Raw genomic sequence first — 13,942 nt, 5'->3', positions numbered from 1 at the left:
CCGCACTTCACGCATTACGGCGGGAACTTCGGGCTCAGCGAGCGGACCGCGGCTGCACCATCGACCGGGTCCCGGTGCGCTCAGCCGGTGATGTAGTTGTGCAGGCCGGGGACGGTGAGGGTGCCGCCGAACTGGCCGGCCTGTCTGACCTTGACGTCGGTGACGTAGATGAGGGGGATGTTCAGGGGCGGCGGGTGTTCGGGGTCGAAGGTGACCGGGATGAGGCCGAAGAGCTTGCCGGACAGGCTCTCGGTGTACATGGTCGTGGCGCCGCCGCGGATGGTGGAGGTGGTGCCCTTGCCCGCCTGGACGTGGTACTTCTTGCCGGCCGGGCCGTCGACGATCTGGTGCAGATCACCGATGTCGGTGCCGTCCTTGACGATGTACTTCAGAACCTGCTTGGTCCTGCCGTTGGGCATCGTCAGATTGACCACGCCCTTGTAGTCCGCGCCCTTGAGGGTCAGCGAGCTGGCCTCCAGGAACCACGGCTGGTTGGGGATACGGGCCGGGGGCTGCTCGTTCGTACCGTCGACCTTCTTCTCGACCACGCAGGGGAAGGGCTTCCTGCCGTCCGCGTCCGGGGCGTTGGGATCCTCGCCCGCAGAGGCGGAGGGGGACGGCGACGGGGTGGCGGAGGAGGAAGGGGAGGGCGAGGCTTTGGCGGTTTCTTCGGTCTTGTCCTTGGCCTTGTCCGCCGAGTCCTTGGGGTCCGTGGAGTCCTTGGGGTCCTTGGCCGCTTCGGCGGGCTTGCTGCCCGGGCCCGTTCCCTTGTCCTTCGCGCCGTCCGACGGAGCGCCCTTCGAGGGGGACGGGGAGGGCGAGGGCGACGTGCCCGGCGAGGAGGACTTCTTGTCGCCGGGAGTGAAGACGTCGTGGAGCTTCTTGCCCAGGCCCAGCGGGTCGTACCAGGGGTTCTCCTCCTGAGGGGTGGCGGAGGGCGAGGGGCTGGTGGACTGCGACGGCTCGGTGGTCTTCTTCCCGTCGGACGGGGCGGGGGCGGAGCCGGAGCCGCCACTCTTGCCGGTACCCGGTGTGGAGGAAGGCGCGGGAGAGGGTGAGGTGGAGGGCGAGGTGGAGGAACTGGCGGAGCCGGAAGGGGAGTTGCCCTTGTCCGTCTTGTCGCCGCGCTTCTCGTCCTTGTCCCTGCTCTTGTCCTTGTCCTTGTCGTTCTTGTCCGCGTCCTTCTTCGCGTCCCCGTCCGTCTGGTCCGGCGCGGTCACGCACGGGCCGTCCTTGAAGGGGCTGGTGGGCGGCTGCGGCTTGGCCATGGCCAGTTGGGGGGTGAGGCCCATGCCCATCAGTACGGCGGTCGGCATCGCGGCGATGGCTATCGCCTTGCCCGCGGGTACGTGCAGCCGGGACAGCAGCGGCTTCTTCGGGGCCGCGTGCCGCGGCCCCGTTCTCGCCCCGGCGGCCGCGCTCTCCTCGTGCAGCTCGTCACCCGGCACGGTGCCTCCCGTTCGTCCCGGCAGCCGGGCTCGATCCTGTCTGGTCCTCGGGGGCAGTCACCGGCCCCGAGCCGCCTCCGGCCGCCGCGGGCTCAAGCCCCGACGCCGGACCGGCGGGGGGAATGGCCGACTCGCCGGAGCCGTCTCCTTTGGCCGCCTCCGGCCGCCTCCCCGGCGCCCAGGACACGGCGAGTGCGCCGCCGAGCAAGGCGAGCAGGAACCCGACCACGAAGCCGCCGAAGTTGGAGACGACCAGCGAGACCAGCGCCAGCAGGATGGCCGCCACACCGGCGAACACCCGTGAGACGGGCTGGAACCACATGGTCAGGCCGAGGACGATCAGCAGAACGCCGATGATCAGCGAACCCGCGCCGGCAGTCGTGGCCATCCGGATGGTCAGGTCGCCCAGCGTGAGGTTCGCGTAGGGGAAATACATGATGGGGATGCCGCCGAGTATGGCCAACAACCCGCCCCAGAAGGGGCGTTGACCGCGCCACCCCCGGAACGAGCGGCGGGCCCGCTGAAATCCACCCAGCGGCCGTTCGTGCAATTCGGCGCTCATGTTGTACAGCTCCTCGGGACTGGCACATCTGTGGAACACCGGCGCGCACCCCTGTGCATGCGCGCCAGGGCGGGGAGACGGTACGGGCACGGGGCATAGTGCCGGCCCGCGCCCGCCCGCTCAGTGCATCAGTAGCACTCCATCTTCTTGCCCTTGCTGACCTGCATGTGCAGTCCACTGAGCTTGAACGTGCCGGCCGTGGTCGCCCACGCCCGCTGCTTGACGTTCTCGAACTCCACTCGCTCCGCCTGCTGGGCGAACGAATCCTTCAGGTACTCGTCCCCCGGCTTCGGGCCGGGCCCCTTGCCGCCGGGCTGGCCCACCTTGGTGTTGTCGACCGATACGCCGATGTCCACGTTGTGGAACGTCGCGTTGGTCTGCAGGTCGTCGGCGTCGATGTAGAGCGTCTTCGCCTCGACCTTCGGGCCGCCCTCACCACCCGCCTCCAGGCGCATCGTCACATCGCCGAAGACCGGCACCGGGACGACGACCGACTGGCAAAGGTTGGTGATCTTCGCGCGGTCCAGACCGACCACGGCCACCGGGTGCGCACCCGACTTGCCCTTGTCCAGGGCGCCGTACTGAACGAAATTCCAGCCCTCAAGGTGCTTGGCAGTCACCTTGAACTGCTGCCCCGAAACACTGAACGACGCCGCCAACGCGCCCTGCGACAGGGCGACTCCGATCGCGGCGGTTGCCGCGACGCTGGGCACCATGACGACGGCGAACCGCTTCCATCTGGTCCCGCCACGAGCCTGGGACTCCATGACTTTCCTCCTTCTCGGACGTACATCTCCGGGACGGACGGGGCCGGTTGAGCGACCACGGCCGTGCCTGGGATGGGAGAAGTGCTACGTCCTCGGGAAGGAGAGCGCCCATGACGGGGGCGCGCCGCGAACTGCCACCGCGTCCCGGATCACCGGCGATCACCCCCGAGCGACAACCACTGGCCACGCTCTCGCGCAACCTCTCTGGACAGGCCCTGCCTTGTGGGCAGAGACCCCCCTGTCCAAGGCCGGCTCACTGTCGCCGGCCACTCGGTGGGGACCCAGGAACCCCGCGGCACCGACCGGTTGCCGGGCTGCGGGAATGGACCGAGCGTGGCCGATCGTGGTGCATTCACGGCTGTGGCACAAGGGGTTCATTACTTGCGAGTAACGGGCGCATAACCGATCCACGACCGCCTGATATCGGGCAGGCACTGAGGGTCGTCGCCAACAGCCGGGAAACTCAGGGGAATCAGGGAGGAAATGCCGCAAAACCCGGCTCCGGACTTACTCCAAGTAACAGCGGCCACGTTTGCCAAGTTTTGGCAAAGCGTGGCCGCTGTTTCGTATGAGTCACAAGGGTTTTGACATAAGCGCCATGACGGGGGTCATGACAGAACGGGGGCGAGCCCCGCGTCGTAGGTTCAGAAGAGCACCCGCGCCAGCGCGCCGCGCGCCGCGGTCACCCGCGGGTCCTCGGCGCCGATGACCTCGAAGAGCTCCAGCAGCCGCAGCCGCGCGGCCTCGCGGTCCTCGCCCGCCGTCCGCTTGACCGTCTCCACCAGGCGTCCGAAGGCGTCCTCGACATGCCCGCCGACCAGGTCCAGGTCGGCGGCGCGGATCTGCGCCTGTACGTCGGCGGGGTCGGCGGCAGCGGCCGTACGGACCGCCTGCGGGTCCATGCCCTGCACCCGGCTGAGCAGTTCGGCCTGCGCCAGGCCCAGCTTGGCCTCCGGGTGCGCCGGGTCCTCGGCGAGCACGTTCTTGTACGCCTGGACGGCACCGCCCAGGTCACCGGCGTCCAGCGCCTGGGTCGCGGCGTCCAGCAGGGCGTCGTACGGACCGGCGGGGCGCTCCGGCTCGGTCTCTTCCGCACCGGCCTGCGCGGCCGCATCGACGGGCGCGCCGACGATCCCGAACTGCTGCTCGGCGGCCTGCACCAGCTGGTCCAGCACCTGGCGGATCTGCGCCTCGGGAGCGGCACCCTGGAACAGCGGGATCGGCTGGCCGGCCACGACCGCGAAAACGGCCGGAATCCCCTGCACACCGAACTGCTGGAACAGCATCTGGTTGGCGTCGACGTCGACCTTCGCCAGGACGAACTTGCCGGCGTACTCGGCCGCCAGCCGCTCCAGCAGCGGGCCCAGCTGCTTGCACGGCTCGCACCACTCGGCCCAGAAGTCGATGACGACCGGGACCTCGGTGGACCGCTGCAGGACGTCCTGCTGGAAGCCCGCCTCGTCGACGTCGTACACAAGACGACCGCCGCCCGCGGGGGCGCTGCCGGTGCGCGCGGCCTCCGCGCGGGCCTGCTCGGCCTTCTGCTTGGCTTCCCCGGCCGCCTTGACTGCGGCGAGGTCGACGACTCCACTCATGGGCATATTGCGTGGCTGCATGGGTACATCCTCCCCCCTCCGCGGGCCGTTCCGAAAAGCGATGCGCAAAAGCGATGCGCAAAAACCGGAGCCCGTGGGCCCCGCACCCCCGGCATCCGCCTCGGGTCCTGCCTGCCGCCGGTGTGCGGCGCGGGACCGGGCACGGGATGCCGCTCCGCCTGGCCCCGGGTCCCCACCCGCGGCCTGTGGTTGTCACTCTTTCGATACGACCCGTAGCGTAACTGCCCACCGCCCCGGCCCCGCAACCCCGCCTCCGGCCGACTTGAGTGATCTGTCTCACGGGGGCCGCCTCCCGGCCGCGTACTGGCCGGTATGGTCACCGGCATGCACTGCTCCCCCACCAGCCCCCGCAGGCGTACGGGCCGGCCGCGCAGCGCCGAGGCCGACCGCGCGATCCTGGACGCCACCCGCGCCGCGCTGGTCGAACTGGGCTGGGGGAAGCTGACGATGGGCGATGTGGCGGCCCGCGCCGGGGTCGCCAAGACGACCCTGTACCGCCGCTGGGCGGGCAAGAACGAACTGGTCGTGGACGCGGTCGCGGTCCTCTTCGACGAGCTCGAACTCCCCGACCGCGGCTGCCTGCAGCACGACATCGAGGGCGTGGTGCTCCAGTTCGCCGCGCTGCTGGCCCGCCCCGAGACCAAGACGGCGCTGATGGCGGTGGTCGCGGAGTCCACGACCGACCACGCGCTGCGCGAGCGGATCCGGTACGCGATCGTGGAGCGGCAGAAGCGGCTCGTCCTGCTCGGCCGCTCGCGCGCCCAGGACCGCGGCGAGCTGCCGCCGGACGCGGTGGGCGCGGAGGGCGAGGCCGCCGCGGCCCGCACGGTCGGCCTCATCTTCGACGTGATCGCCGGGGCGGTGGTGCACCGGGCGCTGGTGAGCGCGGAGCCGGTGGACGCCGCCTGGGCCCGCCACTTCACGTCCCTACTGCTGACCGGGCTGGCCGGGCTGGAGGTGCGCGGGTAGCGGCCCGCGCGCTCGCCCGCAGCGCCTTGGTGACAGTGCGGGCCGGTGGGAGGGCTGGCCGGTCGCGCCCGCGCGGCACAGCCCCGCGCCCCTCAGTGCGCTGTCGCCTCCACGATCGTCATCGGTGAGGGGGTCGGCCAGAAGCGGGCGGCAGTCAGGGAGGCGGCGGTGAGCAGGCGGCGGAAGTCCTGCTCGTCGCGTTCGCGGCCGTTCAGGGAGGTCATCATCAGCGCGTCCAGGGTCTTGCCGGGGTGCGGTTCGTTGCCCGGCGGGACGACCGCGTCGATGGCCAGGACGCGGCCGCCGTCGGCCATCGCGGCGCGGCAGGCCCGCAGGATGCGCAGGCACTCGGGGTCGGTCCAGTCGTGCAGGACGCGCTTGACGAGGTAGACGTCGGCGGTGGGCACGGAGGTGAAGAAGTCGCCCGCCTCGGTGCGCCAGCGGCCCTTGAGCTCCGGCTCGTCCAGGACGTGGTGGCGCAGCACCTCCTCCTGGTCGTACAGGACGCCGTGCAGGTCCGGGTTGCGCCGCAGCACCCGGCGCAGCAGTCCGCCCCGCCCGCCGCCGACGTCGACGACGGTGCCGGTGGCGGGGAAGGGGTAGGCGGCGGCGACGGCGTCGTTCTCGGACTCCGAGTAGGCGGCCATGCCCACGTCGAAGGCCTGGCCCGCGCCCGGTGTCCGCGCCAGGTGGTCGAAGAAGGGGGCGCCGAAGATCTCGTCGAAGACGGTGTGCCCGGCGCGTACGGTCTCCTCCAGCCGCCCGGCGGGCAGCCAGAACGTCTCGTCGGAGAGCATCAGGACGGCCTGGCGCATCGAGGACGGCGCGTCGGTGCGCAGCAGGTCGGCGGTCGGCGTCAGGTGGAAGGCGCCCGCCTCGTCCTCGCGGAAGATGCCGCGGGTGGCCAGCAGGCGCAGGGTGCGGTGCAGCAGCGGGGCGCTGGTGCCGGTGGGCCCGGCGAGCTGCTCGGCGGTGCGCGGGCCGTCGGCCAGGTGGTCGGCCACGCCGATACGGGCCGCGGCGCGCAGGGCGGCGGAGTACAGGTAGCCCAGGACCTGCTCGGTCAGGTCGACGGCGGCGGACGCCGTGCCGTTCTGCGAGGCACCGTCCGTGGCGTGCGGGAGCGGGGTTTGGGGCATGGGGCGGCCTCCGGGGGTGGGGTCGGGTCGTCGGCCCACGATGGCCGGGGCGCCCGGCGGCCACCAGGGCGCTTCTCGGCCACGGCCCGGCGGCGGTACGGGCTCCCGCGTCCCGGGCCCGTACCGCCGCCGCCCCGCCTCAGACCTGGTAGCGGTCCGCGGCGAACAGGTGGACGTTGTCCGCCACCCACTCCGAGGTCCGCTTCAGGCCCTCCTCCAGGGACACCTGCGGGGTCCACGAAGCCCACTCGCGCGCTCGGGAGTTGTCCGAGAGCAGCCGCTCGACCTCGCTGCCGGAGGGGCGCAGCCGGGACGGGTCGACGACGACCCGCGCGTCCCGCCCGGAGGCGGCGATCAGCGCCTCGGCCAGGTCGCCGATGGCGATCTCGCGGCCGGTTCCGAGGTTGACGACCTCGCCCAGCGCCCGGTCGCACTCGGCCATCGCCAGGAAGCCCGCGGCGGTGTCGGTGACGTAGGTGAAGTCCCGGGTCGGGGTGAGCGAGCCGAGCTTGATCTCCTTTGCGCCGGAGTGGAGTTGGGCCAGGATCGTGGGGATCACGGCGCGCGCCGACTGCCGCGGCCCGTAGGTGTTGAAGGGGCGCACGACCGTCACCGGCAGCTCGAAGGCGTGCCAGTGGGACAGCGCCATCATGTCCGCGCCGATCTTCGAGGCGGAGTAGGGGGACTGCGGCTGGAGGGGGTGGTCCTCGCTGATGGGCGCCGTCAGCGCGGTCCCGTACACCTCGCTGGTGGAGGTGTGCACCAGGCGGCGTACGGAGTGCCGGCGGCAGGCCTCGGCCACGTTCTCGGTGCCGACCACGTTGGTCTGCACGTACGCGCCGGGCGAGTCGTAGCTGTACGGGATGCCGATGAGCGCCGCGAGGTGGAAGACGGTGTCGCAGCCGGCCACCGCGTCCATGACCCGGCCCGCGTCGCGCACATCGCCGGCGATCATCTCGACCGGGCTGTGCGGGCCCAAGTAGCGGGCGAGGTGGCCCTTTTCGGCGTACGGCTTGTAGTGGACGAAGGCGCGGACCTTGGCGCCGCGCTCGACGAGCATGTCGACGAGGGTGGCGCCGATGAAGCCCTCGGCCCCGGTCACCAGGACGGTACGGCCCTGCCAGGTGGTGCGCTGCTCGGTCATGCGGACTCCTTCAACTCGTAAGGGGTGGGGGTGTCGTGGCCTGCGAGGTGCAGGACCCTGGCGGCCAGCAGGTCGGCGGCCCGGGCATGGGTGCCGGGGTCGGCGGCGCGGCTCATCCGCGCCAGCCGGGCCGGGTCGGCCAGTAGCGGGGAGATGACGCTGTCCAGGCGCTCGGCGCTGGTCTCCGCGTCGGGCAGCAGCAGCGCGGCTCCCGCGTCCGAGAGCACCCGCGCGTTGTGGGTCTGGTGGTCGCCGGGGGCGTGCGGGTACGGGACCAGGACGGCCGGCATGCCGATGGTGGCCAGCTCCGCGACGGTGGCCGAGCCGGCCCGGCACACCACGAGGTCGGCGGCGGCATAGGCCAGATCCATCCGGTCCAGGTACGGGACCGCCTCGGCGACGGCCGCGCCGCCCTGGGCGGTGAGCCGGGCGCGGGTCTCCTCCAGGGCCGCCGGGCCGGTCTTGATCAGCATCCGCAGGTCGGTGCGGTGCCGATGGCGCTCGGCCAGGCCGATGGCGGCCTCGGTGAGCCGGGCGGCGCCCAGGCTGCCGCCGTTGAACAGCAGCAGCCGCGCGCCGTCCGGGACGCCCAGTTCGCGCCGGGCCTGCGCCCGCAGGGCCTTGCGGTCCAGGGTGGCCAGCGGCCCGACCAGCGGCATGCCGACGGTCTCGGCGCGCTCGCCGCCCGCCAGGTGCTCGCGGCTGCGGTCGAAGGCGAGCGCGATGTGGGGGGTGAGCCGGGCGGCGAACTTGTTGGCCCGGCCCGGCACCGCGTTGGACTCGTGCACCAGGCTGGGCAGGCCCGCCATCCGGGCGCCCACGATGACGGGGGCGCTGGGGTAGCCGCCCATGCCGACGGCGACCTGGGCGCCCTGCTCGCGCAGGATGGACCGGCACTGGGCGCCGGATTTCAGGAGGGCGGCGGGCAGCAGATAGCGCTTGGCGCCCAGTGCCTTGTCGAAGGGGATCATGTCCACGGTGTGCAGGCGGTATCCGGCTTCCGGTATGAGCCGCGTCTCCAGTCCGCGCTCGGTGCCCACGAAGGAGATCACCGCGTCGGGGACGGCGCGGCGCACCGCGTCGGCGAGGGCGAGGCCGGGGTAGATGTGGCCACCGGTGCCGCCCGCACCGATGACGACGGAGAGTGGTGTGCGCATGGCCGCCACGCTCGCGGCGCGCTTTAAGAAGGTTCTAAGAGGCGGGTTTGGCAGCCTGGGGCCATGCAGAATTCCTCGCCGCACGCCGTACCGCCCGGCACGAAGATCCTGGTCGTCGACGACGAACCGGAGGTACGCGCCGCCGTCCAGGACGGCCTGTCCGTGGAGGGGTACGCGGTACGCGGCGCCGCCGACGGCCTGGCGGCCCTGAGCGAGATCGCCTCCTGGCAGCCTGACGCGATCGTGCTGGACGTGATGATGCCGGTGCTGGACGGGCTGGCGGTGTGCCGGCGGCTGCGCGCGCTGGACGACCGTACGCCCATCCTCGTGCTGACCGCGCTGGACTCGGTCAGCGAGCGGGTGGACGGGCTGGACGCGGGAGCCGACGACTACCTCGTCAAGCCCTTCGCGCTGGACGAGCTGGTGGCCCGCGTACGGGCCCTGCTGCGCCGGGCGTCGGCGAGCGCCGTGGAGGACACCTCGCTCAGCTACGGCGACCTGGTCGTGGACCCGGTGACCCGCACCGGCCACCGCGCGGGCCGCCCGCTGGAGTTCAGCCGTACGGAGTGGGCGCTGCTGGAGCTGCTGCTGCTCCACCCCGGCCAGGTCATGCCGCGCGAGCTGATCCTCGAACGCGTCTGGGGCCGCGACTTCGGGCCCGACTCCAACTCCCTGGCGGTCTACGTCGGTTACCTGCGCCGCAAGCTGGAGGCGGGCGGCGAGCCCCGGCTGGTGCACACCGTGCACGGCGTCGGGTACCGGCTGGACAAGGCGGACGGCGCGTGAGCGTGCACGGGCAGAACAAGGGAGCACGGGGATGAGCGGCCGCCGGGGCCTGGGGGCGCGCTGGCGCCGCCGCCGTCCGCTGCGCACCCGGCTGGCGGTAGCGGCGTCCGCCGCGGTGGCGCTGGTCGCGGTGGGCGTGTGCACCGCCGCGTTCGTCGTCCTCGACTACCAGATGACCCGTCAGCTGGAGCTGAACCTGGCCCAGACGGCCACCCAGGCCCAGCAGCGCCACTGGGGCCCCATGGTCGCGGACACCTCCTGCCGCTACCAGGCCGTGGCCTGCGTACAGATCGTCCCGGCGGACCCCGCCAAGGACCCCGGAAAGTTCACGCTGCCGGTGACCGAGGCCACCCGCGAGGTCGCGGCCGGGCGGCACGCGCCGTACTACAGCAAGCTGACGGTCGCCGGGCACCCGGTGCGGATGTACACCTCCCGCTTGACGGGAAAGCGCGAGGCGCTGCAGGTGGCGCTGCGCTCGGACACCGTGGAACGGGGCGTGCGGCAGGCCGCCGGCGCGCTGGCCGCGGTCGGCGGCGCCGGCGTCCTGCTCGCCGCGGCCCTGGGCTACTGGGTCTCCCGTACGGGCCTGGCCCCCGTCGCCCGCCTCACCGCCACCGCCGAGCGCATCGCCGCCACCCGCGACGCCCGGCACCGCATCGAGCTGCCGGCCGGCACCCACCAGGACGAGGTCACCCGCCTGGCCGCCACCTTCAACACCATGCTCGGCGAGCTGGAGAAGTCGGTGACCGCCCAGCGCCGCCTGGTCGCCGACGCCTCCCACGAGCTGCGCACCCCGCTGACGGCGCTGCGCACCAACGCCGAACTCCTGGCCCGCGCCGACCGGTTGACCGACTCCCAGCGCGAGCGCGCCGCGGGCGCGCTGGGCCGCCAGCTGCGCGAGGTCACCACGCTGGTCAACGACCTCATCGAGCTGGCCCGCGACGAGGAGCCCCAGCCGCTGGTGGAGCAGGTCCGCCCGGCGGCGCTGCTGGAGCACGCGGTGGGCGCGGCCCGCGAGCACTGGCCGCAGATCGCCTTCACCGCCCGCATCGACGCCGCCGCCTCGGCCACGGCCGTCCCCGGCGTCCCCGCGCGCCTGACCCGCCTGCTGTCCAACCTGCTGGACAACGCCGCCAAGTTCTCCCCGCCCGGCGGCCCGGTGGAGAGCGAACTGACGCTGTCCGACGCGGCGTTGGAGCTGACCGTACGCGACCACGGCCCCGGCATCGCCACCGAGGACCTGCCGCACGTCTTCGACCGCTTCTACCGCGCCGAGGCGGCCCGCGCGCTGCCCGGCTCGGGCCTGGGCCTGGCGATGGCCCGCCAGATCGCCCGCGCCCACCACGCCGAGCTGACCGCCGAACAGGCCCCGGGCGGCGGCGCCCTGTTCCGGCTGCGCTTCCCAATCGCGCCGGGGGCCTGAGCGGCCGGGGCCCGTTGGGGTGATGCGGCGCCCCGGCCCGCACGTCGGCGCCGTACGGGCCGCGCCGCGCGCCGACACTCGTGCCGAGCGCGGCCGACGGCGGCCGCCCGATCGGAGGTCCCACCGATATGCCCGTGACACCCGGCGCTCCCGCCCGCCGCCGCCCGGCCGGCCTGCTCGCCGCCGCCGCGGCGCTGCCCGCCCTGCTGCTGGGCAGCGCCCAGCCCACGGCGGCGGCCACCGCCGCGCCCGCCGCCCTCGCGGACACCTGCCGCACCCTGACCCACCGCTTCGACATCCAGGAGGGCGTGGTCCCGATCACCGTCGGCTATATCGACACGGCCGTGAACCTGTGTGTGAACCCCGACCGCAACATCACCGCCGTCAACCCCTCCCAGAGCGTGCAGGGCACCGTCGCGGGCACGGCGGCCGGCTTCACCTTCACCAGCCGCCCCAATGTCGTGGTCCGGATGGACGCCAACGGCGCCACCGTGCACTTCCCCCTCACCGTCCGCACCTGCGCCCCCGGCCGTCCGCTGTGCTCGCAGGCGTACGAGTCGCGGGTGGTGGCGGACATCCGCAGGTTCGTCGGACCGGTGGTCAACCCCTTCGACGGCTTCACGGCCGACTGGCGCGGCGAGTGCGAGTCGGCCAACTGCGTGACCCGCTTCCTCAAGCCCTGAGACGGGCGCGGCCCTTCCCCAACGGCAAGGGGGAAGGGCCGCGGTCCCGGACGCTGCGGGGGCGCTCAGAACCCGGCGGGCTCCGTGTAGACGCCCCACTCCTCGCGCAGCACACCGCAGATCTCGCCGAGCGTCGCCTCGGCCCGGACCGCCTGAAGCATCGGCTCGATCATGTTCGAGCCGTCCCGCGCGGCGGCGAGCATCGCGTCCAGCCCGGCCCGCACCCCGGCGTCGTCCCGCCCGGCCTTGCGCTCGGCCAGGATGCGCACCTGCTCGCGCTCGACCTCGTGGCTGACCCGCAGGATCTCCAGGTCGCCGGTGACCGAGCCGTCGTGGCAGTTGACGCCGACGACCCGCTTCTCGCCCTTCTCCAGGGCCTGTTGGTAGCGGAAGGCGGACTCGGCGATCTCGCCGGTGAACCAGCCGTCCTCGATGCCGCGCAGGATGCCGGAGGTCATCGGACCGATCGGGTGCTCGCCGGAGCGCACCGCCCGCGCGCCGCGCTCCTTGATCTGATCGAAGATCTTCTCGGCGTCGGCCTCGATGCGGTCCGTGAGCTGCTCGATGAACCACGAACCGCCCAGCGGGTCGGCCACGTTGGCGACGCCGGTCTCCTCCATCAGCACCTGCTGGGTGCGCAGCGCGATCTCCGCCGCCTGCTCGCTGGGCAGCGCGAGGGTCTCGTCCAGGGCGTTGGTGTGCAGGGAGTTGGTGCCGCCGAGCACCGCGGCCAGCGCCTCGACCGCCGTGCGCACCACGTTGTTGTACGGCTGCTGGGCGGTCAGCGAGACGCCCGCGGTCTGGGTGTGGAACCGCAGCCACTGCGCCTTCTCGCTCGTGGCGCCGTACACGTCGCGCATCCAGCGCGCCCAGATCCTGCGCGCCGCGCGGAACTTGGCGATCTCCTCGAAGAAGTCCACGTGCGCGTCGAAGAAGAAGGACAGGCCGGGGGCGAAGGTGTTGACGTCCAGCCCGCGGCTCAGGCCCAGCTCGACGTAGCCGAAGCCGTCGGCGAGGGTGTACGCCAGCTCCTGCGCGGCCGTCGCCCCGGCCTCGCGGATGTGGTAGCCGGAGACCGAGAGCGGCTTGTAGGCGGGGATGCCCGCCGCGCAGTGCTCCATCAGGTCGCCGATGAGGCGCAGATGAGGCTCGGGGGTGAAGAGCCACTCCTTCTGCGCAATGTACTCCTTGAAGATGTCCGTCTGCAGGGTGCCGTTGAGCACGGCGGGGTCCACGCCCTGGCGCTCGGCGGCGACCAGGTACATGCAGAAGACGGGGACGGCGGGGCCGCTGATCGTCATCGAGGTCGTGACATCGCCCAGCGGGATGTCCTTGAACAGGACCTCCATGTCGGCGGCGGAGTCGATGGCGACGCCGCAGTGGCCCACCTCGCCCAGCGAGCGCGCGTCGTCGGAGTCCCGCCCCATCAGGGTCGGCATGTCGAAGGCCACGGACAGCCCGCCGCCGCCGTTGGCCAGGATCTTCTTGTACCGCTCGTTGGTCTGCTCGGCGTTGCCGAACCCGGCGAACTGACGGATGGTCCAGGTCCGGCCGCGGTAGCCGGTGGGGTACAGGCCACGCGTGAAGGGGAACTCGCCGGGCCAGCCGATGCGGTCGAACCCCTCGTAGGCGTCGCCGGGCCTGGGCCCGTAGACCGGCTCGACGGGATCGCCCGACAGCGTCGTGAAGTCCGCTTCCCGCTTGCGGGCGGAGTCGTACCGGGCCTGCCAGCGACGGCGGCCCTCTTCGATCGCGTCAGCGTCCATGAGGCAAATTTACTAGGACGTCCTAGTAATTGTCGATGGCTGTCGGACGGACTCCGTCACGCCCCCCCTCCTGGCGGGTGCGACGGAGCCGTCCGAAGACGTGCCGAGCGCAGAGCGGCCGAGCGTGTGGCTAGGCCTTGACCGGCTGGGCCTGTGCCCCCTCGATCAGCGGCGCCACGTCCCGTACGACCTTGCGCTCCACGAAGAACGCCGCCGTCGGGATCGTCCCGGAGACCAGGACCCACAAGAGCTTGCCGAACGGCCACCTCGCCTTGGACCCCAGGTCGAAGGCGAAGACCAGGTAGATGATGAAGAGCACGCCGTGGACCTGCGAGATCAGCAGCGTGAGATCCGCGCCCTTGTCGAACCCGTACTTGAAGATCATGCTGACGCACAGCACCAGCAGCATGACGGCAGTGACATAGGCCATCACCCGATAACGGGTCAGCACGCTTCGCTTCATGGCATCGAGCGTAACCGCC

At 72.2% G+C, this 13,942-nt stretch carries 13 protein-coding genes; 4 read left to right on the top strand and 9 right to left on the bottom strand.

What is annotated here, in order from left to right:
- Positions 1 to 80 precede the first annotated feature (80 nt).
- The 4 genes from AC4IJH_RS02330 to AC4IJH_RS02315 all read right to left on the bottom strand — a co-directional run bounded on the left by AC4IJH_RS02330 (position 81) and on the right by AC4IJH_RS02315 (position 4,393).
- A complete protein-coding gene (locus AC4IJH_RS02330) occupies positions 81 to 1,448 on the bottom strand; it encodes a hypothetical protein (protein ID WP_490849753.1) in 1,368 nt (455 codons plus the stop codon).
- Entirely contained in the window at positions 1,438 to 2,010 is a 573-nt protein-coding gene (locus tag AC4IJH_RS02325) for a DUF6114 domain-containing protein (RefSeq protein WP_490849752.1), read from the bottom strand. The genes AC4IJH_RS02330 and AC4IJH_RS02325 overlap by 11 nt, the downstream gene beginning before the upstream one ends.
- Before the next feature lie 128 nt (positions 2,011 to 2,138).
- Positions 2,139 to 2,777, bottom strand: a complete 639-nt coding sequence (locus tag AC4IJH_RS02320) for a DUF6230 family protein (RefSeq protein WP_490849751.1) — start codon at positions 2,775 to 2,777, stop codon at positions 2,139 to 2,141.
- Positions 2,778 to 3,421: 644 nt separating this feature from the next.
- Positions 3,422 to 4,393 (bottom strand): tetratricopeptide repeat protein, encoded by a 972-nt coding sequence (locus tag AC4IJH_RS02315; RefSeq protein ID WP_490849750.1) that lies wholly within the window; start codon positions 4,391 to 4,393, stop codon positions 3,422 to 3,424.
- A gap of 324 nt (positions 4,394 to 4,717) precedes the next feature.
- Here AC4IJH_RS02315 and AC4IJH_RS02310 point away from each other — a divergent pair, with 324 nt between their 5' ends.
- Positions 4,718 to 5,362 (top strand): TetR/AcrR family transcriptional regulator, encoded by a 645-nt coding sequence (locus AC4IJH_RS02310; RefSeq protein ID WP_490849749.1) that lies wholly within the window; start codon positions 4,718 to 4,720, stop codon positions 5,360 to 5,362.
- Positions 5,363 to 5,454: 92 nt separating this feature from the next.
- Here the strand turns inward: AC4IJH_RS02310 and AC4IJH_RS02305 are convergent, their stop codons facing one another.
- The 3 genes from AC4IJH_RS02305 to AC4IJH_RS02295 form a co-directional block, all read right to left on the bottom strand.
- Positions 5,455 to 6,501 (bottom strand): methyltransferase, encoded by a 1,047-nt coding sequence (locus AC4IJH_RS02305; protein WP_490849748.1) that lies wholly within the window; start codon positions 6,499 to 6,501, stop codon positions 5,455 to 5,457.
- A 139-nt stretch (positions 6,502 to 6,640) separates the two neighbouring features.
- On the bottom strand, positions 6,641 to 7,645 hold the full coding sequence (locus AC4IJH_RS02300; RefSeq protein WP_490849747.1) for a GDP-mannose 4,6-dehydratase: 1,005 nt from the start codon (positions 7,643 to 7,645) through the stop codon (positions 6,641 to 6,643).
- Positions 7,642 to 8,802, bottom strand: a complete 1,161-nt coding sequence (locus AC4IJH_RS02295; protein WP_490849746.1) for a UDP-N-acetylglucosamine--N-acetylmuramyl-(pentapeptide) pyrophosphoryl-undecaprenol N-acetylglucosamine transferase — start codon at positions 8,800 to 8,802, stop codon at positions 7,642 to 7,644. Before AC4IJH_RS02295 ends, AC4IJH_RS02300 begins: the two co-directional genes overlap by 4 nt.
- A 63-nt stretch (positions 8,803 to 8,865) precedes the next feature.
- On the opposite strand from AC4IJH_RS02295, the gene AC4IJH_RS02290 reads away from it, so the two are divergent.
- The 3 genes from AC4IJH_RS02290 to AC4IJH_RS02280 all read left to right on the top strand — a co-directional run bounded on the left by AC4IJH_RS02290 (position 8,866) and on the right by AC4IJH_RS02280 (position 11,694).
- Positions 8,866 to 9,588, top strand: coding sequence for a response regulator transcription factor (locus tag AC4IJH_RS02290; protein WP_490849745.1), 723 nt, complete (start codon positions 8,866 to 8,868; stop codon positions 9,586 to 9,588).
- 31 nt (positions 9,589 to 9,619) lie between these two features.
- On the top strand, positions 9,620 to 11,011 hold the full coding sequence (locus AC4IJH_RS02285) for a sensor histidine kinase (RefSeq protein ID WP_490849744.1): 1,392 nt from the start codon (positions 9,620 to 9,622) through the stop codon (positions 11,009 to 11,011).
- A 128-nt stretch (positions 11,012 to 11,139) separates the two neighbouring features.
- Positions 11,140 to 11,694 (top strand): hypothetical protein, encoded by a 555-nt coding sequence (locus AC4IJH_RS02280; protein ID WP_490849743.1) that lies wholly within the window; start codon positions 11,140 to 11,142, stop codon positions 11,692 to 11,694.
- Between the two features lie 65 nt (positions 11,695 to 11,759).
- Here AC4IJH_RS02280 and icmA read toward each other — a convergent pair whose 3' ends face one another.
- Entirely contained in the window at positions 11,760 to 13,460 is a 1,701-nt protein-coding gene (gene icmA / locus AC4IJH_RS02275; RefSeq protein WP_490849742.1) for a coenzyme B12-dependent isobutyryl-CoA mutase large subunit, read from the bottom strand.
- A gap of 130 nt (positions 13,461 to 13,590) precedes the next feature.
- Positions 13,591 to 13,923 (bottom strand): DUF3817 domain-containing protein, encoded by a 333-nt coding sequence (locus tag AC4IJH_RS02270; RefSeq protein WP_490849741.1) that lies wholly within the window; start codon positions 13,921 to 13,923, stop codon positions 13,591 to 13,593.
- Positions 13,924 to 13,942: the final 19 nt, after the last annotated feature.

It is taken from the genome of Streptomyces sp. UF-297, assembly GCF_058245575.1.
The sequence above is the reverse complement of the archived record's forward strand: the minus strand, read 5'-3'. Positions and strand labels throughout refer to the sequence as shown.

Coding starts and splice junctions, on each gene's coding strand:
- AC4IJH_RS02285 (WP_490849744.1), top strand. CDS start 9,620: ATGAGCGGCCGCCGGGGCCTGGGGGCGCGCTGGCGCCGCCGCCGTCCG.
- AC4IJH_RS02300 (WP_490849747.1), bottom strand. CDS start 7,645: ATGACCGAGCAGCGCACCACCTGGCAGGGCCGTACCGTCCTGGTGACC.
- AC4IJH_RS02320 (WP_490849751.1), bottom strand. CDS start 2,777: ATGGAGTCCCAGGCTCGTGGCGGGACCAGATGGAAGCGGTTCGCCGTC.
- AC4IJH_RS02310 (WP_490849749.1), top strand. CDS start 4,718: ATGCACTGCTCCCCCACCAGCCCCCGCAGGCGTACGGGCCGGCCGCGC.
- AC4IJH_RS02305 (WP_490849748.1), bottom strand. CDS start 6,501: ATGCCCCAAACCCCGCTCCCGCACGCCACGGACGGTGCCTCGCAGAAC.
- AC4IJH_RS02325 (WP_490849752.1), bottom strand. CDS start 2,010: ATGAGCGCCGAATTGCACGAACGGCCGCTGGGTGGATTTCAGCGGGCC.
- AC4IJH_RS02295 (WP_490849746.1), bottom strand. CDS start 8,802: ATGCGCACACCACTCTCCGTCGTCATCGGTGCGGGCGGCACCGGTGGC.
- AC4IJH_RS02315 (WP_490849750.1), bottom strand. CDS start 4,393: ATGCAGCCACGCAATATGCCCATGAGTGGAGTCGTCGACCTCGCCGCA.
- AC4IJH_RS02280 (WP_490849743.1), top strand. CDS start 11,140: ATGCCCGTGACACCCGGCGCTCCCGCCCGCCGCCGCCCGGCCGGCCTG.
- AC4IJH_RS02270 (WP_490849741.1), bottom strand. CDS start 13,923: ATGAAGCGAAGCGTGCTGACCCGTTATCGGGTGATGGCCTATGTCACT.
- AC4IJH_RS02290 (WP_490849745.1), top strand. CDS start 8,866: ATGCAGAATTCCTCGCCGCACGCCGTACCGCCCGGCACGAAGATCCTG.
- icmA (WP_490849742.1), bottom strand. CDS start 13,460: ATGGACGCTGACGCGATCGAAGAGGGCCGCCGTCGCTGGCAGGCCCGG.